Raw genomic sequence first — 20,476 nt, 5'->3', positions numbered from 1 at the left:
ATGAATTCATGACTTTCCGTTAGCTCACAAGGAGCACACCATGCAACGCAGAATCACCCTCCACACGGCCCTGGCCGTGATCGCGGCCACCACGCTGGCCTGGGGCACCGGCGCGCAGGCGCAGCAGCCCGGCGCCGCGCCCAAGATCGCCGTGACCGACTTGGCCTACGCTCAGCGTGTGTCCGAGTACTTCATGGCCGGCACCTACCAGCGCAGCAGCCAGATGAGCGCGCAGGGCAGCCAAGGCGGCAGCCACAGCCACGGCATGTACGGCGGCGGGGGCTCGTACTCCGGCCAGCAGTCCATGCAAGCGTCCGAGCAGGCCAGCGGCACCTATGTGGCCGGGCGCTACAGCTACATCGAGCAGCGCGAGCTGGGCGGCTACACCAACGACATCAAGGGCGCCATCCTGCAGGGCACGTACTTTCGCCTGGTGCAGGGCAAGGGCTTTGACGCGGGCAAGCCTCAGCCCAGCAAGGCCGAGCAGGTGCTCAACCAGGTGCAGGGCGGCAAGATGGCCACGCCCCAGGCGCAGCCCCAGGTCAACGATGTGATCACCCGCATCAAGAAGGGTGAGTTCAACGGCGCCGACTACGTGCTGTTTGGCGTGGTGTCCAGCATCGAGTTCACCGATGCGCTCTCGCCCCTGCAGGGCACCACCAGCGCCACGCGCCAGTACGGCCTGCAGCTGCTGGCCGACTTCTCGCTCATCAACACCAAGACCTACGAGATCAAGGCCGCGTTCTCCGCCCAGGGCGAAGGCAACGACACCAAGATCCTCTCGATCCGCGGCGACATTGCGCCCCCCAACCGGGCCAAAGTGATGCGCGAAACCTCGCTGTCGCTGGCGCAGGACGTGTACCAGCAGCTCGCGGTGCAACTGGGCTACACCGATGCCAACCTGGCGCGCGGCGTGCGCCCACCGGTGGTGTACCAACAGGGCGGCCAGCCCATGCCCGTGCCGCAACCGCAGCAGCCTGAGCAGGTGCTGATCCTCAAGTAAGCCGCCGTGCGCCCCACCGTGCACCCGCAGCCCTCGCGGGCCCCGGCCCGTGCGGTGCCTGCCCTCCCCAAGGCCAGCCCAGCGCTGGCCTTTTTTGCGTCTGCCGTCCTGGCCTTGACGCTGCCTGGTTGCGTGGCCCCCCACGCACATGGGGGCGCGAGTGCGGCACAGCCGAACCCTGCGATGCCCGCTATAGAACAGGGCCTGGCGCCGGGCGCTGGATTTATCCAGCGGGCCGTGCCGGGCGTGGGCGGCGCCGTGCTCCAGACCCTGCAGCGAGCGGAACGCACCGCGCCGCTGCGCTACCGTGTGATAGTCATCCCTGGCTCGGGCTGTGCAGGCATGGGGCCCATCGCGGACCGCTACTTTGGGGGCCTGCTGCACGCGCAGGTGCTGGTGCTGCACAAGCCGGGCGTAGACCCTGGAGCCCGCACCGCCCCCGCCGACTGCCCGCACAGCTTTGTTTCGCTGGACCGGCATTCCACCTGGCTCGCACACGCCCGTGCGGCCCTGCGTGCTGATGCCTCGGAGCGTCAGGGCCAGCCAGCCGTGCCGCAGCTGCTGGTGGGCATCTCTGAAGGGGCCGAGCTGCTTCCCGCGCTGGCCCCTGAGGTGCCGCACCTGGCCGGATTGGTGCTCATCGGCTCCAGCGGGTTGGACCCACAGGAGGCAGGGGCATTGCAGGCCCGCCGCCTGGGCGTGCAGGGCGACTGGGCAGCGCTGGGCCAGATCGTGGCGGGCGCTCCGCACGACCGCGTGGTAGTGCAGGGGCGCAGCCTGGGTTACTGGCGCGACCTGTGGAACTGGCCGCTGACCCTGCCCCTGCTGCAAGGTCCCTGGCCGCTGCTGCAGGTGTGGGGCAGCGACGATGCGCTGGTGCCCGCCGTGGCCTACACACGTTTTGCGGAGCTGGCCGCCTTACGCACCGCGCCCTACTGCGCGCGGCGCATCGACGGTGCCGACCACGGCCTGCAGCGTGCCGCCGCAGGGATGGACGGCGTGCAGCAGGTGTGGGCCTGGACCGAGCAATGGGCCCGTCAACCGGCCGCCGGGCTGTGTGCGCCACTGCGACTGCTGCGAGAGCAGCAGGCTCCTAGCGCGGCCGGTACATCCTGAACAACTGCTCCGGCCCCACCGTGAAATAGTCCGCCGGGCCGCCGCCGCGCAGGATGTGCCCCGCATTGGCGGTGTCGTAGACACCGTCTTTCAGCAGGGCGGTGTCGATGTGCACAGCCACCACCTCGCCCAGCACCAGCCAGGTATCCACCGAGGCTCCATCCACCCCCTGCAGCTGCAGGATCTGCGTGCTGCGGCATTCAAAGGTGACCGGGCTTTCGGCCACGCGCGGCGGGCGCACGCGCGTGGAGGGCAGGGGGGTGAGGCCGGTCAGGTCGAACTCGCTCACTTCAGGTGGCACGGCGGCGCAGCTCTGGTTCATCACCTCGGCCAGGTCGCGGGTGGCCAGGTTCCACACAAACTCGCCCGTGGCCTGCACGTTGCGCACCGTGTCCTTGTAGCCAATGCTGGCAAAGCCCACGATGGGCGGCACGTAGTTGAAGGCATTGAAGAAGCTGTAGGGCGCTAGGTTGGTGGCGCCGGTGGTGCTTTGCGTGGAGATCCAGCCAATGGGGCGTGGCCCCACGATGGCGTTGAACGGGTCGTGTGGCAGGCCGTGGCCCTGGCGGGGTTCGTAGCTGTGGAAGGTGCGTGCGGGCGGTGGAGTGGTCATGGGGCTTTGCGGGCAGTGACAGACAGCCAGTACCTTAGCGGTAGACGCAGCACGCTGCGGTCACGGGGGTATCAATGCGCTCACCTTTTAATAGCTGTTAACGCTTGTTGGATGGGCGGAAAGGGCTTGTTGGAGTGCTGAAGCACCGACCCTTGGCTCAGCGGGTCGGGCTGGGCGCGGCGCAGATGCCGGGGGTGGCGCGCGGCGGAACGGTGCACACCATGCGCAGCTGTGCGGAGAACGTGCCCTGGCCGATGCCGGAGCTCGACGCCGTCAACCAGGAGACCTGCTGGCGCACGCGCTCCAGCGCCGCGCGGACCTCCGCCTCGCTGCCGCTTCCCTCCAGCTCGACCAGCTGGCCGCGCTTGCCGTCGCGCAGCACCAGCTTGGTCAGCGTTACCCCGTTGCCCAGCACCGGGCGCAGCGCGTCTTCCACCTGTTGTTGGGTGTAAGCGCTGCCCGTCGCTGGCAGGCACACGCTGCGGTCACCCGGCGCTGCGCACAGAAAGGTGACGAGCACGCGGTAGGCCACCTGGTCTGCCTCGCGCCGAACCCAAGCCACCTGCGAACTGCGCACCTCGCCCGAGCGCTCCAGCGCCTGTGCCCACTCGCGCACGGCCGCGTCATCGGGTGCGCGGCCTTCCAGCGCCGCACCGTCCTTCCACAGGTCGATCTTGCCCAGGGTCACGCCGCGTGGCAGCAGCGGCTGCAGCACATCGCTGACACGCTGGCGCGGCGAGACGGGCTCACCGCTGGCAGCCTGCGCGCCCGAGGGAGGCGGAGCGCCAGGGTCGGGCGTCGGCAGTACCGGCCGGGGGCCGGCAAGGCCCATCACCTCCTGTTGCAGAGCGTGGGTTTCATCCCGCAGGGCGCTGGTCAGGGGCATGGGGTTCACGCGGCCCGCAGGCACTTTGAGCGCGCTGACGGGGCCATCGATCCAGATCGGGTATTCCAGTGCGATCTTGCCCGGCGCGCTGGCCGGCTGGTAGTAGCCTGCTTCTGTGTCTGCGCCAATGCGGATGGAAAACCGTGCCCGGGTGGTGGTGGCTGACACCCCCACGTGGCGCGCATCCATGTCGTGGAACAGCAGCGCTGTGCTGCGTTGCGAGCTGGCCAGCCGCAGCCACTGGACCTGCCCTGTACCACCCGCCACCACCGATGCGTTGGAGCTCACGCTCAGCAGCCCCAGGCGCGCCTCATGGAACCACAGCTTCATGCCGTGGCTGGGGTTCAGGCTCATGCGCAATACCGGCAGGTCCACCCGGTCAAAAAGCACCTTCAGGTTGTCACCGCGTAACAGCAGTTCGTGGGCTGTGGCCAGCTGCAGCGTGAAGCACACGGCAGAGTTGTCAGCGCCCACGCGCGGGATGGTCGACGCACCCTGTGTGGCGCTGATCGTCACGTCGTACGGCCTGGGGCGGCTGCCACCCTGGCGGTCCGCACTGTAGGTGGTGTCGGCGATCTGGAACGTCGCCCCTTGCCCGAGGAACAGCCGGTTCTCAGCACCCGACACCACGCGCACCGTGCAGTCGTTGGCGATGATGTGCACATGCCGCAAGTTTCCCAGCCGGCCCGTGGCCGGGTCCCAGGGGCGCTCGCGGGCGTCACGCAGCAGGTTGGCGCGTTCGATCAGCGTGTCGGGTGTGACGTCCAGCGGCGCGGCGTGGGCCAGTGCAAGGGGCGCGCACACCAGCGCGACCAACATCAGGGAACGAAGAGTGCGTGGAGTGCGAAGGGGTGTCATGTTGTTCCATGGTACCGATGCACTGGCACCCTGTACTCACCTCCCTCACTGCGGTACCGGCTGCTGCTGCCCCAGAAACCGCCCCGGCGGCTGCCCCACCGACTTGCGCACCATGGCGCTGAAGGCGCTGGGGCTGTAGCCCAGTTCGGCGGCGATCTGGCCCATGGGCATGCGGCCGGCGGCCAGCGACACGGCCTTGGCCAGGATGACTTGCTGGCGCCACTGGGTGAAGGTGCTGCCCAGCTCGGAGCGGAACAGCCGCGCCACGGTGCGGGGGCTGGCACCCGTGTCCTGCGCCCAGTCGGCCAGGGTGTCGTGGCGCGTGGGGTCGGCCAGCACGGCCTCGCACAGGTGGCGCAAGCGTTTGTCCTGGGGCAGGTCCACGCCCAGCTTCACGGCGGCGGCGCGGGCCAGTTCGCCCCTGACCAGGGCGCTCAGATGCTGTTCGCGCCGCAGGTCGGCGGTGCTGATCGTGGGGCCGCCGTCGGGCGTGGTGGGCATCTCGCGCACCAGGGCGCGCAGCAGGTCGGACACCTCCAGCACGCGGCACTGGCGCCAGGCGTCTTCCTGGTCGCGCGGCACGCCGGGGCCACAGCGGCCCCGGGGCTGGTGGAAGTAGAGCGTGCGCAGGTCGGCGTCTTCGACCATGGTCACGGCATGTTCCACGCCGGGCGGAATCCACAGCGCGCGCGATGGCGGCACGATGTAGGTGCCGTGGTTCACCGTGAGGCGGATCACGCCCGTGGTCGATATCGCCACCTGAGCCCACGGGTGGCTGTGGGGCATGACCTGCGTGTCGGCGGCCAGCCAGCGCAGCTTGGCGCGCACCGGGCGGGCGGCTGTGGGCACAAACAGCTCGGGCGTGAGCGAGTCCACGTACGACATGCCGCGCGGCTTGCCGGCAGGCGCGCGGGACACGGCCTGGGCCGCAAAGTGCTCCACCCCCGGTTCGGCGGGCACGGCGAGTTCGGTGGGCGGGTTTGGCATGTTTGCGATAGAAGTTGTCTGCCTATCGTAAACCTGCCGAGGCCATGCTGCCTAAGATCGAGCCCATGACTGCTTCTTCCTCCAGCACCCTCGCCAACCCTGTCCCCTTGCGGCAGGACGCCCGCACCATTGGCCTCATCGGCCTGGCCCACGGCAGCTCGCACTTCTTTCACATGCTGCTGCCGCCGCTGTTTCCGTGGCTGATCGGGGAGTTCGGCTTCAGCTATTCCGAGCTGGGCCTGCTGGTGTCGGTGTTCTTCGTGATCTCGGGCGTGGGCCAGGCGCTGTCGGGCTTCCTGGTGGACCGCGTGGGCGCGCGGCCGGTGATGTTTTTTGCGCTGTCGAGTTTTGCGGCCGCAGGCCTTGCGGCGGGCACGGCGCAGGGCTACACGGGCCTGCTGCTGGCGGCGGCTTTGGCCGGGCTGGGCAATGCGCCGTTCCACCCGGTGGACTTCACGATTCTGAACAAGCGTGTGTCGCCGCAGCGCCTGGGACATGGCTTCTCGGTGCACGGCATCAGCGGTAACCTGGGCTGGGCGACGGCGCCGGTGTTCATGGCGGGCATTGCCACCGCCACGGGCTCGTGGCGCACGGCCTGCCTGTGCGGCGGCCTGCTGGCCCTCACCGTGCTGGCCATCATGGTGTGGAACCGCGACGCGATTGACGACCGCCAGGGCGCCTGGGCGCACCAGGCCAAGGGCGGTGCAGCGGCGGCGAAGCCCGAGCACCCCATGGCCTTCCTCAAGCTGCCCTCGGTGTGGCTGTGTTTCTCGTTCTTCTTCTGGAGCACCTGTGCACTCAGCGCCATCCAGAGCTTTGCCAGCCCGGCACTGCAGTCCATGTACGGCCTGCCGCTGAGCGTGACGGCCATGGTGGTCACGGGCTACATGCTGTGCGGCGCGGCGGGCATGCTGGTGGGCGGCTTTCTGGTGGGCCGTGTGCAGCGGCTGGAGAAGATCATCTCCGTGTGCCTGCTGGGCTCGGCCGCGTTGCTGGTGGTGGTGGCCTCGGGGCTGCTGCCGGGCATGGTGGCGCTGGTGGTGGCCTCGGTGGCAGGGCTGGGCACAGGCCTGGCCGGGCCTTCGCGTGACATGCTGATCAAACGCGCCGCGCCCCCCGGCGCCACGGGCCGCGTGTATGGCACGGTGTATTCGGGGCTGGACCTGGGCTTTTGCCTGGCGGCGCCGGTGTTCGGCGCCATGCTGGACCACGGCATGACCGCCGGCATCTTCTACGGCTCGGCCCTGACCCTGGGCCTGAGCGTGGTGTCGGCGGCGCTGGTGGGGGTGGGCGTGGCCGCACGGGCGGCGCGGCCCGTGCCTGCAGCGGCCTGAAGGGTCCACGGGGAGGGGATACGCACAGCGGCCAGCACGCCGCGCGGGCCTGTGTTGCAATCGCGGTCGGTGGCGCAGGGGCCCTGGTTGGCAGGGCCCGGAGCGGCGCCCTCTGTTTTCAACACACTTCCAGGACCCCGCCCATGACGAACCCCATGTACAACGCCAGCATTCCCGTCTTTCGCCAGATGCTGGGCTCGCTCCAGGACATCCTGGCCAAGACCGAGGCCCATGCCACAGCCCGCAAGATCGAGCCGGACGCGCTGCTGCAGGCCCGCCTGTTCCCCGACATGTTCCCCATGGCCCGCCAGGTGCTGATCGCCTGCGACTTTGCCAAGGGCGTGGCCGCGCGCCTGGCCGGTGTGGAGGTGCCTTCGCTGCCCGACGCCGAGCGCCCCGGTTTTGCCGACCTGAACGAGCGCATCAGCACCGTGCTGGCGTTCATCGAAGGCCTGCCGCAGGCCGCGTTTGCCGAGGCCGCCACGCGCCCGATCACCATCCAGCCCGGCACGCCGCGCGAGAAGCAGTTTGTGGGCGAACACTACCTGCTGCACTACGGCCTGCCCCAGTTCTTCTTCCACGTGAACGCAACCTACGCCATCGCGCGCCACAACGGCGTGGAGCTGGGCAAGCGCGACTACATGGGCAAGTTCTGACCCTGGGCCCTTTCCCGGGGCGCCAAGGTGCCCTGGGGGCTGCCGTGTGGGGCCAGGCACGCAGATGTTGGGTCAAAATGGCCCGTAGCGCTAGTGAAACATGCCTGATGTGCTATCAAAATAGCAGTATTGGACACGACGCCCAGCGCGGACAAAAAAGAGAACGGAGACCCGACCCATGCCTATCCTCCATGCCACACCACGCACCCTGCCAGCCCTGGCGCTGGCAGGCGTGACCTGCCTGCTTTCGGCCTGCGCGCCGGTGCCTGTACAACCACCAGCCTCGGCGCCGGTGAGTGCCGCTGCTGAGGCCGCGCCCACGGCCACCCCGTGCCCCAAGGACCTGGCGCCCATCGCCCGCTGCCAGTCGGGCAAGGATTCGGCCGGTGCGTACTACCTGGTGGCCGTGCCGCAGCAGTGGAACGGCCACCTGGTGCTGCACGCCCACGGCGGCCCGGCCCTGGGCGCGCCGAAGATGGAGCGGTCGGTGGAAGACCTGGAGCGCTGGGCCATCATGGTTCGCGCGGGGTATGCGTGGGCGGGCAGCACCTTCCGCCAGGGCGGCGTCGAGGTGCGTGCCGCCGCCGAGGACACCGAGCGGCTGCGCCAGATCTTCGTGCGCCATGTGGCCCAGCCGAAGCGCACCATCCTGCACGGCCAGTCCTGGGGCGCCAGCGTGGCGGCCAAGGGGGCCGAGATGTTCCAGACCACGGCAGATGGTAAGCGCCCGTATGACGCCGTGTTGCTCACCAGCGGCGTGCTGGCGGGCGGCACCCGCTCGTACGACTTCCGCACCGACCTGCGCGTGGTCTACCAGTACCTGTGCAACAACCACCCCCGGCCCACCGAGGCGCAGTACCCGCTGAACATCGGCCTGCCTGCCGATGCGGCGATGACGCAGGCGGACCTGGCCGCGCGCGTGAACGAATGCCTGGCGCTGAACAAGCCGGTGGCCGAGCGCACGCCCGAGCAGCAGTGCAAGGTCCAAACCATCGTGGACGTGATCCGCATCCCGGCCAGCTCCATCCAGGGCCACATGAACTGGGCCACCTTCCACTTCCGCGACGTGGTGCAGCATCGCACGGGCGGCGCCAGCCCGTTTGGCAACCGGGGCGTGTTGTACCGGGGCTCGCCCGACGATGCCGCGCTGAACGCCGCCGTGCTGCGCTACCGGGCCGACCCTGCTGCCGTGGCCCGCTTTGCGCAGGACACGGACCTGACCGGCCGCATCCCCGTGCCGGTGCTCACCGTCAAGGGCGTGGACGACCCCACGGCCTTTGTCGAACTGGACGCGGCCTTTCAGGCCACCATGGCGCAAGGCGGCAGCGCGGAGCGCCTGGTGCAGACCTTCACCCAGCACAACACCCACAGCTACCTGAGCGACCCCACCTACCCCACGCTGTTGACCGCGCTGCTGCGCTGGGTGGACGAGGGCGCCAAGCCCACGCCCGAGGGCATTGCCCAGCAGTGCCCGGCCAACGAGGCGCGTTTTGGCAAGGGCTGCGCCTTTGTGCCGGCCTATGTGCCCAAGCCCCTGAGCAGCCGCGTGGCAGACCGCGACCGGCCCTGAGAACGTGGCTCTGGGGGCTGCGCGGCAGACGGAGCATCGACTGCGGCGCACGGCCCTCGGTGGTCGCGCTAACTCCCAGGTCCCGAAATAAAAAAGGCCCCGCAGTGCGGGGCCTTTGCGTTGGAGCGGCCGAAAAGGATCAGGCCACCGAAGCCAGCGCCTTGTTCAGCGTCTCGCTGGGGCGCATCACGGCGTCCAGCTTGGCCACATCGGGCAGGTAGTAGCCACCGATGTCGGTGGGCTGGCCCTGCACGGCGTTCAGCTCTTGCACGATCTTCTGCTCGTTCTCGGTCAGCTGCTTGGCCAGGGGCGCGAACTTGGCCGCCAGTTCGGCGTCCTCGGTCTGTGCGGCCAACTCTTGTGCCCAGTACAGGGCCAGGTAGAACTGGCTGCCGCGGTTGTCCAGCTGGCCGGTCTTGGGCGAGGGGTTCTTATTGTTGTCCAGCAGCTTGCCCGTGGCGGCGTCCAGCGTCTTGGCCAGCAGCTTGGCGCGGGGGTTGTTGTTCTTGAGGCCCAGGTCTTCCAGCGACACGGCCAGCGCCAGGAACTCACCCAGCGAATCCCAGCGCAGGTGGTTTTCTTCCACCAGCTGCTGCACGTGCTTGGGGGCCGAGCCGCCCGCGCCGGTTTCATACATGCCGCCACCGGCCATCAGGGGCACGATGGACAGCATCTTGGCCGAGGTGCCCAGTTCCATGATGGGGAACAGGTCGGTCAGGTAGTCGCGCAGGATGTTGCCGGTGGCGCTGATGGTGTCCAGGCCACGGATCACGCGCTCGAGCGTGTAGCGCATGGCACGCACCTGACTCATGATCTGGATGTCCAGGCCGGTGGTGTTGTGCTCGTGCAGGTACATCTTCACCTTGGTGATCAGCTGCGCTTCGTGCGGACGGTACGAGTCGAGCCAGAACACCACGGGCATGCCGGAGTTGCGGGCGCGGTTCACGGCCAGCTTCACCCAGTCGCGGATCGCGGCGTCCTTGACCTGGCACATGCGCCAGATGTCGCCTTGCTCCACGTTCTGGCTCAGCAGCACTTCGCCAGTGGCCAGGTCGGTGATGTTGGCCACGCCGTCTTCAGGGATCTCGAAGGTCTTGTCGTGCGAGCCATACTCTTCGGCCTGCTGCGCCATCAGGCCCACGTTGGGCACCGTGCCCATGGTCTTGGGGTCGAACGCGCCGTGCCACTTGCAGAAGTTGATGATCTCCTGGTAAATGCGGGCGAAGGTCGATTCGGGCATCACGGCCTTCACGTCCTTCAGGCGGCCGTTGGCGTCCCACATCTTGCCGCCGTTGCGGATCATGGCGGGCATGGAGGCGTCCACGATGATGTCGTTGGGCGAGTGGAAGTTGGTGATGCCCTTGGCCGAGTCGACCATGGCCAGCTCGGGGCGGTGCTCGTGGCAGGCGTGCAGGTCACGCTTGATCTCGTCGCGCTGGCTTTGCGGCAGCGTCTCGATCTTGGTGTACAGGTCCACCATGCCGTTGTTCACGTTCACGCCCAGTTCTTCAAAGGTCTTAGCGTGTTTGGCGAACGCGTCCTTGTAGAAGATGCGCACGCAGTGGCCGAACACGATGGGGTGGGACACCTTCATCATCGTGGCCTTCACGTGCAGCGAGAACATCACGCCCGTCTTGCGTGCGTCTTCGATTTCCTTCTCGTAGAACTCCAGCAGCGCCTTCTTGCTCATGAACATGCTGTCGATCACTTCGCGGTCGAGCAGGCTGACCTTGGGCTTCAACACGATGGCCTTCCCGCTCTTGGTGATCAGCTCCATCTTCACGTCACGCGCCTTGTCCAGCGTCATGGACTTTTCGCCGTGGTAGAAGTCGCCGGCGTGCATGTGCGACACGTGCGAACGTGAGGCCTGGCTCCACTCGGCCATGCTGTGCGGGTTCTTGCGGGCGTATTCCTTCACGGCCTTGGGCGCGCGGCGGTCGGAGTTGCCTTCGCGCAGCACAGGGTTCACGGCCGAGCCGGTGCACTTGCTGTAGCGGGCCTTGATTTCTTTCTCTTTGTCGTCCTTGGGCTGATCGGGGTAGTCGGGCAGTGCGTAGCCCTTGGATTGCAGCTCGGCGATGGCGGCCTTGAGCTGTGCGACGGACGCGGAGATGTTGGGCAGCTTGATGATGTTGGCATCGGGCTGCAGCGTCTTCTTGCCCAGCTCGGCCAGGTTGTTGGGCACGCGCTGTTCTTCGGTCAGGTAGTCGGGGAACTCACCCAGGATACGTGCCGCCACCGAGATGTCGCTCTCCAGCACGTTGATGCCTGCCGGCGCCGCAAACGTGCGGATGATGGGCAGGAAGGAAGCCGTGGCCAGACGGGGTGCCTCGTCGGTCAGGGTGTAAATGATGGATGGTTGCTGGGTCGTCATGGCTTGTCTCACGAAACAGAGTAGGTAGATGCCCCCGGCTGCGTCGCAGCGGGGCCAAACGCGGATGCTCTCTGATTCTCCTTGCTCGGGGCTGTCACAGCCCGCTGTTTTTGCAATCGAATCTCACAATGCAAAATTATCATAAGCCCAGGGCACTTTTTTTCACCAAATAGGTGGTAACCACCCTGCGGCCCCCTGCAGTTTGATCGTCTTGGCGCCCGCGCGCCACCCCCTGCAGACCCTACGAAAAAGTCCCTGGAACAGCTACCACCCGGCCCGGCAGCACCGCAAACTGCGCCCAGTGCGCGGGCAGGGTGTCGGGCGCCGTGCCGGTGAAGGCCCCGAAGGCGGGCAGGACCAACTGCCCGTCACCCCAGCCAAAGCAGGGCGCCCGCAGCGCATCCCGCGCCGGGCCGCGCAGCCGCAGCGTGGGGTGCAGGTGCCCGGCAATCACCGTGTGGCCCGCCACGGCCTGCGGGTGGTGGCAGGCCAGCACCGGCGCATCGGCACAGGGCAACCAGGGCTCGTTGACCTGCGCCAGTGCCAGCGCCGCCGGCGGGTCGCCCGCATGCATGTCGTGATTGCCGCGCACCAGGGTCATCGCCACATGCGCATGACGCTGGCGCCAGGGCAGCAACTGCCGCCACAGCGCATCGGCCGCGCCGCTGCGTGCGTGCAGAAAGTCCCCCAGGAACACCAGGTGGTCAGCACCGGTGGCCGCCAGCAGTGCATCGAGCCGCGCCAGGTTGTCGGCCGTGGTGCCATGGGGCACCGGCTGGCCCGCGCGGCGGAAGGTGGCCGCCTTGCCGAAATGCACATCCGCCACCATCACCATGAGCGCGGCGGGCCACCACAGCGCGCGCTCGGGCAGTAGCTGCAGGGCCGTGCCGCAGGGCAGGGTGATGGCGTGCGCACCCATGGGGAGCGCAGGGACGGCCTGCGTCTCGGGGGTGGATATGTGAAAGGGAAGCGTGGTCATCGTGCTCAGAATCCGTGGCGTCTGCGGGCGCGGCGGGGGGCGTCCCCAGCCGCAGCCTGGCGCGCGCGTGGTGTGCGGCGCCCAGAGCTTTCGGGCAGGTCCCACACCATGTCCGTGGGCTGCACGGCGTGCTGCGCCAGGTGCGTGCCCGTGGTGGCGTCGGCCGCTTGCTCCAGCGCTTGCACCATGCGCGCCAGCCGGTCGGCCAGGGTCTCGGTGCTCAGGCGTTCGCGAAAGCGCTCCACCATCAGCGGCAGGGCGAATGGGGTGGGGCGTTCCAGCGCGTGGATGGACAGGGTCTGCGCCTGCATGCCGCGCAGTGTGTGCGCCAGGCGGTCCATGTCCAGCTCGTTCGCCAGCAGCTCGGCACGGGCCTGCGCCAGCAGCAGGTTGCCCGGGTCGTACTGCGCAAACACGTCGTAGTAGAGCGACGACGAGGCCTGCAGCTGGCGGCTGCTGCGCTGCTCGCCCGGGTGGCTTTGAAAGATGAGCCCTGCAATGCGCGCGATCTCGCGAAACCGCCGGCGCGCCATCTCGGTGGCGTTCAGGCTGGCCAGCACTTCCTCTTCGAGCCCGCTGCCCATGGTGGTGTGCGTGCCTTCGCCAATCAGGCGCGGCAGCAGTGTGGCCCAGTCCACGGGCTTGGCCGACAGCAGCTCCAGCCCGTAGTCGTTGACTGCGATGGAGAAGGTGTTGGGCACCTGCTGCGACGCGCGCCAGCCCAGCAGACCGGCCAGGCCCAGGTGCACCAGGCGCCCCGCCAGCGGGTACAGGTACAGGTGCCATCCCTCGCGGGTGTGCAGGGTCTCGGCCACCAGGCGGCTGGGTGTGGGCAGCGCCGACCAGGCCTGCTGCAGCTCCAGCAGCGGCTGGGCGCAGCGCATCTCTGGCGTGCTGAATTCGCCGCGCTCCGCCTGCGCCAGCTGCTCGAGCATTGCATCGGCCAGCGTGTTCGACAGCGGCATGCGCCCGCCGCTCCAGCGCGGCAGGGCGGCGCTGCCCTTGGGGGCGATGCGCACATAGGCCGTCATCTGCTGGGTGCGCACCAGCTCCAGCAGGCGGCCCGCGAACATGAACACATCGCCCTTGCGCAGCCGCGCGATGAAGCTCTCTTCCACCGAGCCCAGGCGCCCGCCGCTCACAAACTGCACCTGCATGGCGGCGTCGCTCACGATGGTGCCGATGTTGCTGCGGTGGCGGCGCGCCAGACGGGCATCGGGCACGCGCCACACGCCCTCGTCGTCCGGCACCACGCGATGAAAGTCCGGGTAGGTGGCCAGCGATGCGCCACCCTGGCGCACGAACTGCAGCGCCCACTGCCAGTCGTTGTCAGTCAAGCCAGCGTAGGCCGGTGCGCGGCGCACTTCGGCCAGCAGTGCATCGGGCACAAAGCCGCCGCCCAGCGCCACGGTGACCAGGTGCTGTACCAGCACATCCAGCGGCGCACGCGGCGTGTGCCGGTCTTCGATGCGGCCCTGCGCCAGCGCATGGCGCGCGGCGGCGGCTTCCACCAGCTCCAGGCTGTGCGTGGGCACCAGTGTGATGCTGGAGCTGCGCCCCGGCGCATGGCCCGAGCGGCCCGCGCGCTGCACCAGCCGCGCCACGCCCTTGGCCGAGCCGATCTGCAGCACCTGTTCCACCGGTAAAAAGTCCACGCCCAGGTCCAGGCTCGATGTGCAGACCACGGCCTTGAGCTGCCCGGCCTTCAGGCCTTGCTCCACCCAGTCGCGCACCTCATGCCCCAGCGACCCATGGTGCAGTGCGATGGTGCCCGCCCAGTCGGGCCGCGTCTCCAGAAGCGCCTGGTACCAGCGCTCGGCTTGCGACCGGGTGTTGGTGAACACCAAGGTGGACGCGGCCGCTTCGATCGACTGCACCACCTGCGGCAGCAGACTCAGCCCCATGTGGCCCGCCCACGCAAAGCGGTCGGCCCGCGCGGGCAGCATCACCTGCACCTCCAGCCGCTTGTCGATGCGGCCCTGCACCAGCACGGCGGGCGGTGGGTGCGTCACGCCGGGTGCACTGGGCATAGGTTGGGGCAGCAAGGTGTGCAGGGCCTCCTCCAGGTTGCCCAGCGTGGCCGACATGCCCCACACCTGCAGCGCTGGGTTCCAACCCGACAGGCGCGCCAGCGCCAGTTGCACCTGCACGCCGCGCTTGTTGCCCACCAGTTCATGCCACTCGTCCACCACCACCAGGCGCACGCTGGCCAGCCGCTCACGCGCATCGGCGCGGGCCAGCAGCAGCGAGACGCTTTCGGGCGTGGTCACCAGCAGCGTAGGCAGGCGGCGGTCTTGCGCGGCGCGCTCGCCGCTGGCGGTGTCGCCCGTGCGCAGCCCGCTGGTCCAAGTGGGGGCCAGGTCGGGCAGTGGGGCCTGCAGGGCGCGCAGCGAATCGGCAGCGAGTGCGCGCATGGGCGTGATCCACAGCACGGTGAGGGGTGGTGCCGCAACGCGGCGCGTGCGCAGGGCGGTGCGGGCGTTGTGGGCTTCTTCAGGCTCCGGTGCAGCATCGGCCCGCGCCAGGTACTGCAGCGCGCCCAGCCACACCGCATAAGTTTTGCCCGCGCCCGTGGTGGCATGCAGCAGGCCCGAGCGGCCCTCGCCTATCGCACGCCACACGTCGTGCTGGAAGCCGAAGGGCTGCCAGCCGCGTGCGGCCATCCAGGCGGCTGCGGCACTCGGTGCCACCGTGGGCAAGGGCTTGCGCGGGCGACGGGTGGTGCTCATGCCGCAACGTCCTGCCCGGGCAGCAGTGCCATCAGCGTTTGCAGGGTATCGGCCTCGGCCACGGGTTTGTCCTGCCGCCAGCGCAGCATGCGCGGAAAGCGCACGGCAATGCCGCTCTTGTGGCGTGGGCTCTGTGCGATGCCTTCAAAGCCCAGCTCAAACACCAGCGTCGCGTCCACGCTGCGCACCGGCCCAAAGCTCTCGCGCGTGGTCTTACGGATGATGGCGTCCACCTGCGCAATCTCGGCATCCGTGAGGCCCGAATAGGCCTTGGCAAAAGGCACCAGCTGGCGCTCCGGGTCGTCCTGCGGGCCGGTCCACACGGCAAAGGTGTAGTCGGTGTAAAGGCTCGCACGGCGGCCGTGACCGCGCTGGGCGTAGATGAGCACGGCGTCCACGCTCATGGGGTCGATCTTCCACTTCCACCACACGCCCACATCCTTGGTGCGGCCCACGCCGTACTGCGCGCTGCGGTGCTTGAGCATGAAGCCCTCGGTGCCCATGCTGCGCGCTGCCTCGCGCAGGCGGGCCAGGTTGTGCCAGTCGGCGCCGTGCAGCAACTCGCTCAGGTGCAAGGTCTTGTGCGCTGCGGGTGCGATGGTGGTGTCGTCAGGCCGTTGCAGCGTGGCCTCCAGCAGCGCGCGGCGGGCCTGCTGCGGCTCTTGGCGCAGGTCTTGCCCGGCGTGTTCGAGCAGGTCGTAGGCCACCAGCACCACAGGCAGCTCGCGCAGCAGCTTGGGGGTCAGCGTCTTGCGACCCAGGCGCTTTTGCAGGTCGGCAAAAGGGCGGGGTTGGGGCTCATCCGGCAGCCACACCAGAATCTCGCCATCGACCACCGTGCCATCGGGCATTTGCGCCATCGCGGCTTCGGCCAGCTCGAGGAAGCGGTCGGTCACCAGCTCCTCCCCGCGCGACCACACCCACACCGCGCCCGCACGCCGCACGATCTGCGCGCGGATGCCGTCCCACTTCCATTCCACCAGCCAGTCGCCGGGCGCGCCCAGCAGTGCAGGCATCTCGCCCACGGGCTGGTTGAACGGGTGGGCCAAAAAGAAGGGGTAGGGCTGGCCCGCATCGGCAGCATCCTGCGTATTGGCATCGTCGTCCACCGGCGCGATCAGTGCCTGGTAGTCGCTGGCCTGCGGCTGCCGGCCGATCTGCGTGTAGCCCATCAGCCGGTGCGCGATGCGCTTGGGGTCCAGCCCGCTCACCGTGGCCAGCGCCTGCGTCACCTGCAAGCGCGACACCCCCACGCGGAAGTTGCCGGTGATGAGCTTGAAGTACACAAAGCGCTGCTCGGGCGCCAGCCTGTCCCATTGCGTGCGCAGGCGGGCGTCGGCCTCGTCGGGCGGCAGGGCGCGCAGGGGGAGCAGCTGGGCCATCCATTCGGCCAGCGTCAGTTCGGTGGGTTGGGTGGGTGGGGGCAGCAGAAGCGCCAGGGTTTCGGCCAGGTCGCCCACGGCCTGGTAGCTTTCTTCGAACAGCCACTCGGGCAGGCCGGCAGCCTCTTGCGCCAGCGCCTTCAGGCGCTTGGTGGGCACCATCTGGCGGGGCTTGCCGCCTGCCAGAAAGTAGGTCGCCCAGGCCGCATCGGCGGGCGGTGCAGCACGCAGATAAGCCACTAGCGCTGTCAGTTTGGCTGACTGCGAGGTGGTCGCGTCGAGCGCCTGGAACAAATGGGCAAAAGCCTTCATGCCGTCCCCTCGGGTGCGGGTTGCCCGCTTGATTCGGGCACAGCGCCTGCATCGTCCTCGTTGTCATCGGCACCGTATTCGGTCGGAAACACCTGGGCGTCCAGCCCCTGCTCGCACAGCCAGCGCACCATCACGGCCGTGCTGCCGTGCGTCACGATGACGCGCTCCGCGCCCGTGGCGCCAATGGCTTTCTGCAGGCTCGGCCAGTCGGCGTGGTCGCTCATCACAAAGCCCCGGTCCACGCCCCGGCGGCGGCGCGCGCCGCGCACCAGCATCCAGCCGCTCGCAAACGCGTCGGAGTGTTCGCCAAACCGCTTGAGCCACGGTGTGCCCGCAGCCGATGGCGGGGCCAGCACCAGTGCGCGTTTCAGGTCCCCCTTGGTCAGGCCCGGGTCCGTCGCACGCAGCGTGGGCGGCAGCTCCACACCGGCCGAGCGGTATACGGCGTTGAGCGGCTCCACCGCGCCATGCACCACAATGGGCCCGATGCTGGAATCCACCCCGTGCAGCAGCCGCTGCGCCTTGCCGAAGGCATACGCATACAGCACGCTGGCCTTGCTCGCCGCCGCATTGGCCGCCCACCAGGCATTGATGTCGGCAAATAGCGTGGGCTGCGACGGCCAGCGGTAGATGGGCAGACCAAAGGTCGATTCGGTGATGAAGGTGTGGCAGCGCACCGGCTCGAACGGCGTGCAGGTGCCATCGTCTTCCAGCTTGTAGTCGCCCGAGGCCACCCACACCTGGCCGCCATGTTCGATGCGCACCTGGGCCGAGCCCAGCACATGGCCCGCAGGGTGCAGCGACAGGCGCACGCCATGGTGGTCGATGGTCTCGCCGTAGGCCAGCGTCTGCAGTGCGATGTCCGCCCCCAGCCGGTTGCGCAGCGTGCCCGCGCTGCCCTCGTGTGCCAGGTAGTGGGCCGAGCCCATGCGTGCGTGGTCTGAATGGGCATGCGTGATCACGGCCCGCTCCACCGGCCGCCAGGGGTCGATGTAAAAGTCGCCAGGCGGGCAGTACAGGCCTTCGGGGCGGTGGACGATCAAGTCATTGCGGAGCATGCGTGTGGCATCGTAGGCGGCAAGGCAAAGTCGGTGGGGCCGCCCGGGTTTGCGCGGCCGGCTGTTGCAGGCCTTTTGGGCATTCAATCTGCTGCATGCGCCGGTGTTATATACATTATTTGCTATCAATAGTGAAGCGTTTGGTCTGCGGGGTCGTCCCGCTGCCGGAGCATGCCCTCCATCATCTAGTTGTGGACTGGACCGTCTGCAGGACTGCGCCGCGTTCTGCGTACCGGCGTCTGTCTTTACTGCAGAACACCACGCCCGTAGGATGGTGTCGCCTGCGGCGCTGGCCCGCAGCCGGGGATTCATCCATGCGCTTGTATCCGTCGTATCGGTCGCTTTGTGCCCTGCTGGGCGGCTCGGCCATGGCCCTGTGCGCTGCAGGGGTCGCCGCCCAGGCCCCTGCCGACGGCTCGCCGCGCACCAACGCCTTCAACGACCCCTTCGTTCAGGTGACCCATGCCATCGACCAGTGCCCCGTGCCCGAGGGCCCGCTGTACACCGAGGCCGAGGTGCGCGAGCTGGCGCATGTGCGCTCCCAACATGGCGGCAGCTGCCACCGCGTGGGGCGCTGTCGCCTGCCCAACTCTTACCTGTACGACGCCGAGATCATCCCGCGCGTGCAGCGCTATATCCAGCAGGACGGCCGCTTTGACGACACCAGCGTGTGGGTGCTGGGCGAGCGGCGATTGGTGACGCTCAAGGGCTGCGTGCAGTCGCAGGCGCAGTCCGACGCGCTGGAGAAGGCCGTGTGGCTGGTAGACGATGTGATGGGGGTGATCAACCTGCTGCAGGTGGGGACGGATGCAGCGGCGGCGCGGTACCCGCTGGCTGTGCCGCAAAAGCCGTGACATGCACGGCCAGTTGGCGGCGCGTATCCCAGGCGCGGTGATTGCGCGATGGTCCTAGCGCCAGCGATGAATCACCGGCACCACACCGCTTGCCAAGCGCTTGGGCTGGTGCGCGTCCTGCTGCATATTGCCGGTTCGTCACGCTTCATTGATGAGGGAGTTTTCATGCCATTCAAGTTTTCGTTGCCGGCGGCAGCCACCCTGGCCTTGGCTGTCGTTGTTTCCCCCGCCGTGTTGGCCAAGCCCTTCAAGTGGTCCGGCTCCAGCGACATCCAGACCATGGACATCCATTCGCAGAACAGCGCCTTGGGCAACGGCATCCATGCAGCGGTGTATGAATCGCTGGTGATGTTCAACAGCCGCACGCTCAGGGTGGAGCCGTTGCTGGCCACGTCGTGGCAGCCGGTCAGCCCCACGCAGATGCGCTTCAAGCTGCGCCAGGGCGTGAAGTTCAGCGACGGCTCGCCCATGACGGCGGACGATGTGGTCTATTCGCTGCAGCGCGCGATGGGCAAGACCTCCACCTACGCCATCTACACCCAGGGCATGGACCGCATTGCCAAGGTGGATGGCGAGACCATCGACATCTTTTTGAAGAACCCCAACCCCGTGCTGCTCAACCAGCTGACCGAGCTGCGCGTGATGAGCAAGGCCTGGGCCGAGAAGAACAACTCCGTGGAGCCCAAGGACATCAAGGCCAAGGACGAGACCTTCTCGCACCGCAACGCCATGGGCACCGGGCCCTTCGTGCTCAAGGAATGGGTGCCCGACCAGAAGATCGTGTTTGCCGCCAATCCGAACTGGTGGAACGCGGGCAAGGCGGAAGGCAACGTGACCGAGATCACCTATCTGCCCATCAAGTCCGAGGCGACGCGCATTGCCGCGTTGCTGTCCGGCGAGGTGGACATGGTGCGCGACACCAGCATCCAGGACCTGGGCCGCATCAAAGCCAACCCGAACCTCAAGGTCATGGAGATGGTGGAGAACCGCACTGTGTACCTGGCCATGGACCAGTTCCGCGACGAGCTGCCCGGCAGCAACATCAAGGGCAAGAACCCGCTGAAGGACCTGCGCGTGCGCAAGGCGCTGTACCAGGCCATCGATGGCGCAACGCTGCAGCGCGTGACCATGCGCGGCATGTCCAAACCCACGGGCGCGATGGTGTCGCCCCTGGTCAATGGTTGGACCGAGGCGGTGGACAAGCGTCTGCCCTACGACCCCAGTGCCGCCAAAGAGCTGCTGACGCAGGCCGGCTACAGCGATGGCTTTGAGGTGGACTTTGCCTGCAGCAACAACGCCATCGTGCAGGACGAGCAACTGTGCCAGGCGATCACCGCCATGTGGTCACGCATCGGCGTCAAGGCCAAGCTGCGCACCATGCCCGCCGTGAGCTACTACCCCATGGCCCAGCGGCACGAGGCCAGCATCGCGCTGCTGAGCTGGGGCGTGCCCACGTTCGATGCGCTGTACACGCTGCAGTCGCTCACCCGCACCAAGACCACGGGCGGCGACGGCAACTACAACCTGGGCCGCTACAGCAACGAGCGCATGGACTACATCGTGGACCGCGTGAAGACAGAGACCGACCTGCCCGTGCGCAACCGCCTGCTGACCGAAGGCCTGCAGCTGCAGAACGACACCGTGGCCCACATCCCCCTGCACAACCAGATGCTGGCCTGGGCCATGAAGAAAAACGTGGAGCTGGTGCAGCGGCCGGACAACCGCATTGACTGGCGGTTGATCAAGGTGAACTGAGTCGCTTCCT

The 20,476-nt window shown here is 68.0% G+C and carries 15 protein-coding genes; 7 read left to right on the top strand and 8 right to left on the bottom strand.

The features are described from left to right. The first annotated feature begins 40 nt into the window (after positions 1–40). The gene (locus DNK89_RS13965) at positions 41–1,003 is read left to right on the top strand and encodes a hypothetical protein (RefSeq protein ID WP_056056992.1); all 963 of its coding nucleotides are present in this window, start codon (positions 41–43) and stop codon (positions 1,001–1,003) included. A 183-nt stretch (positions 1,004–1,186) separates the two neighbouring features. Further along, complete coding sequence (locus DNK89_RS13960) at positions 1,187–2,119, top strand: alpha/beta hydrolase (protein ID WP_238990815.1); 933 nt, start codon at positions 1,187–1,189, stop codon at positions 2,117–2,119. On the opposite strand, the gene DNK89_RS13955 is transcribed toward DNK89_RS13960, so the two are convergent. The 3 genes from DNK89_RS13955 to DNK89_RS13945 form a co-directional block, all read right to left on the bottom strand. Beyond that, positions 2,097–2,732 (bottom strand): flavin reductase family protein, encoded by a 636-nt coding sequence (locus DNK89_RS13955; RefSeq protein WP_110960589.1) that lies wholly within the window; start codon positions 2,730–2,732, stop codon positions 2,097–2,099. The two genes, DNK89_RS13960 and DNK89_RS13955, sit on opposite strands and share 23 nt — an antisense overlap. A 157-nt stretch (positions 2,733–2,889) precedes the next feature. Further along, positions 2,890–4,437 (bottom strand): hypothetical protein, encoded by a 1,548-nt coding sequence (locus DNK89_RS13950; protein ID WP_110960588.1) that lies wholly within the window; start codon positions 4,435–4,437, stop codon positions 2,890–2,892. An 84-nt stretch (positions 4,438–4,521) separates the two neighbouring features. Continuing rightward, positions 4,522–5,463 carry a helix-turn-helix domain-containing protein gene (locus DNK89_RS13945; RefSeq protein ID WP_203422274.1) on the bottom strand — a complete coding sequence of 314 codons (942 nt, stop codon included), beginning with the start codon at positions 5,461–5,463 and terminating at the stop codon, positions 4,522–4,524. A 65-nt stretch (positions 5,464–5,528) separates the two neighbouring features. Here DNK89_RS13945 and DNK89_RS13940 point away from each other — a divergent pair, with 65 nt between their 5' ends. The 3 genes from DNK89_RS13940 to DNK89_RS13930 all read left to right on the top strand — a co-directional run bounded on the left by DNK89_RS13940 (position 5,529) and on the right by DNK89_RS13930 (position 9,023). Continuing rightward, on the top strand, positions 5,529–6,797 hold the full coding sequence (locus DNK89_RS13940) for an MFS transporter (RefSeq protein WP_110960926.1): 1,269 nt from the start codon (positions 5,529–5,531) through the stop codon (positions 6,795–6,797). A 143-nt stretch (positions 6,798–6,940) separates the two neighbouring features. Continuing rightward, a complete protein-coding gene (locus DNK89_RS13935; protein WP_110960587.1) occupies positions 6,941–7,453 on the top strand; it encodes a DUF1993 family protein in 513 nt (170 codons plus the stop codon). 178 nt (positions 7,454–7,631) lie between these two features. Further along, on the top strand, positions 7,632–9,023 hold the full coding sequence (locus tag DNK89_RS13930) for a hypothetical protein (protein ID WP_110960586.1): 1,392 nt from the start codon (positions 7,632–7,634) through the stop codon (positions 9,021–9,023). A 139-nt stretch (positions 9,024–9,162) separates the two neighbouring features. Here the strand turns inward: DNK89_RS13930 and DNK89_RS13925 are convergent, their stop codons facing one another. The 5 genes from DNK89_RS13925 to DNK89_RS13905 all read right to left on the bottom strand — a co-directional run bounded on the left by DNK89_RS13925 (position 9,163) and on the right by DNK89_RS13905 (position 17,857). Continuing rightward, entirely contained in the window at positions 9,163–11,397 is a 2,235-nt protein-coding gene (locus DNK89_RS13925) for an NADP-dependent isocitrate dehydrogenase (protein WP_110960585.1), read from the bottom strand. 241 nt (positions 11,398–11,638) lie between these two features. Beyond that, the gene (gene pdeM, locus DNK89_RS13920) at positions 11,639–12,376 is read right to left on the bottom strand and encodes a ligase-associated DNA damage response endonuclease PdeM (protein WP_110960584.1); all 738 of its coding nucleotides are present in this window, start codon (positions 12,374–12,376) and stop codon (positions 11,639–11,641) included. A gap of 5 nt (positions 12,377–12,381) precedes the next feature. Further along, positions 12,382–15,105: a ligase-associated DNA damage response DEXH box helicase gene (locus tag DNK89_RS13915; protein WP_110960583.1), complete on the bottom strand. Its 2,724-nt coding sequence runs from the start codon at positions 15,103–15,105 to the stop codon at positions 12,382–12,384. Next, a complete protein-coding gene (locus tag DNK89_RS13910; RefSeq protein ID WP_110960582.1) occupies positions 15,102–16,799 on the bottom strand; it encodes an ATP-dependent DNA ligase in 1,698 nt (565 codons plus the stop codon). The genes DNK89_RS13915 and DNK89_RS13910 overlap by 4 nt, the downstream gene beginning before the upstream one ends. After that, positions 16,796–17,857 (bottom strand): ligase-associated DNA damage response exonuclease, encoded by a 1,062-nt coding sequence (locus DNK89_RS13905; RefSeq protein ID WP_110960581.1) that lies wholly within the window; start codon positions 17,855–17,857, stop codon positions 16,796–16,798. Before DNK89_RS13905 ends, DNK89_RS13910 begins: the two co-directional genes overlap by 4 nt. 314 nt (positions 17,858–18,171) lie before the next feature. Here DNK89_RS13905 and DNK89_RS13900 point away from each other — a divergent pair, with 314 nt between their 5' ends. Together DNK89_RS13900 and DNK89_RS13895 are read left to right on the top strand one after the other, a co-directional pair. Beyond that, the gene (locus DNK89_RS13900) at positions 18,172–18,711 is read left to right on the top strand and encodes a BON domain-containing protein (protein ID WP_110960580.1); all 540 of its coding nucleotides are present in this window, start codon (positions 18,172–18,174) and stop codon (positions 18,709–18,711) included. A 165-nt stretch (positions 18,712–18,876) separates the two neighbouring features. Next, positions 18,877–20,466, top strand: coding sequence for an ABC transporter substrate-binding protein (locus DNK89_RS13895; RefSeq protein ID WP_110960925.1), 1,590 nt, complete (start codon positions 18,877–18,879; stop codon positions 20,464–20,466). The last annotated feature ends 10 nt before the right edge of the window (positions 20,467–20,476 follow it).

The sequence above is a fragment of the Acidovorax sp. ST3 genome (assembly GCF_003231145.1).
Lineage (GTDB): Bacteria > Pseudomonadota > Gammaproteobacteria > Burkholderiales > Burkholderiaceae_C > Acidovorax.
Note: the sequence above shows the minus strand (reverse complement) of the source record. Positions and strands in the feature narration are given on the sequence as shown.

What these genes read in the sequence shown, in the direction of transcription:
- DNK89_RS13965 (WP_056056992.1), top strand. Translation starts at nt 41, where the DNA reads ATGCAACGCAGAATCACCCTCCACACGGCCCTGGCCGTGATCGCGGCC.
- DNK89_RS13960 (WP_238990815.1), top strand. Translation starts at nt 1,187, where the DNA reads ATGCCCGCTATAGAACAGGGCCTGGCGCCGGGCGCTGGATTTATCCAG.
- DNK89_RS13955 (WP_110960589.1), bottom strand. Translation starts at nt 2,732, where the DNA reads ATGACCACTCCACCGCCCGCACGCACCTTCCACAGCTACGAACCCCGC.
- DNK89_RS13950 (WP_110960588.1), bottom strand. Translation starts at nt 4,437, where the DNA reads ATGTTGGTCGCGCTGGTGTGCGCGCCCCTTGCACTGGCCCACGCCGCG.
- DNK89_RS13945 (WP_203422274.1), bottom strand. Translation starts at nt 5,463, where the DNA reads ATGCCAAACCCGCCCACCGAACTCGCCGTGCCCGCCGAACCGGGGGTG.
- DNK89_RS13940 (WP_110960926.1), top strand. Translation starts at nt 5,529, where the DNA reads ATGACTGCTTCTTCCTCCAGCACCCTCGCCAACCCTGTCCCCTTGCGG.
- DNK89_RS13935 (WP_110960587.1), top strand. Translation starts at nt 6,941, where the DNA reads ATGACGAACCCCATGTACAACGCCAGCATTCCCGTCTTTCGCCAGATG.
- DNK89_RS13930 (WP_110960586.1), top strand. Translation starts at nt 7,632, where the DNA reads ATGCCTATCCTCCATGCCACACCACGCACCCTGCCAGCCCTGGCGCTG.
- DNK89_RS13925 (WP_110960585.1), bottom strand. Translation starts at nt 11,397, where the DNA reads ATGACGACCCAGCAACCATCCATCATTTACACCCTGACCGACGAGGCA.
- pdeM (WP_110960584.1), bottom strand. Translation starts at nt 12,376, where the DNA reads ATGACCACGCTTCCCTTTCACATATCCACCCCCGAGACGCAGGCCGTC.
- DNK89_RS13915 (WP_110960583.1), bottom strand. Translation starts at nt 15,105, where the DNA reads ATGAGCACCACCCGTCGCCCGCGCAAGCCCTTGCCCACGGTGGCACCG.
- DNK89_RS13910 (WP_110960582.1), bottom strand. Translation starts at nt 16,799, where the DNA reads ATGAAGGCTTTTGCCCATTTGTTCCAGGCGCTCGACGCGACCACCTCG.
- DNK89_RS13905 (WP_110960581.1), bottom strand. Translation starts at nt 17,857, where the DNA reads ATGCTCCGCAATGACTTGATCGTCCACCGCCCCGAAGGCCTGTACTGC.
- DNK89_RS13900 (WP_110960580.1), top strand. Translation starts at nt 18,172, where the DNA reads ATGCGCTTGTATCCGTCGTATCGGTCGCTTTGTGCCCTGCTGGGCGGC.
- DNK89_RS13895 (WP_110960925.1), top strand. Translation starts at nt 18,877, where the DNA reads ATGCCATTCAAGTTTTCGTTGCCGGCGGCAGCCACCCTGGCCTTGGCT.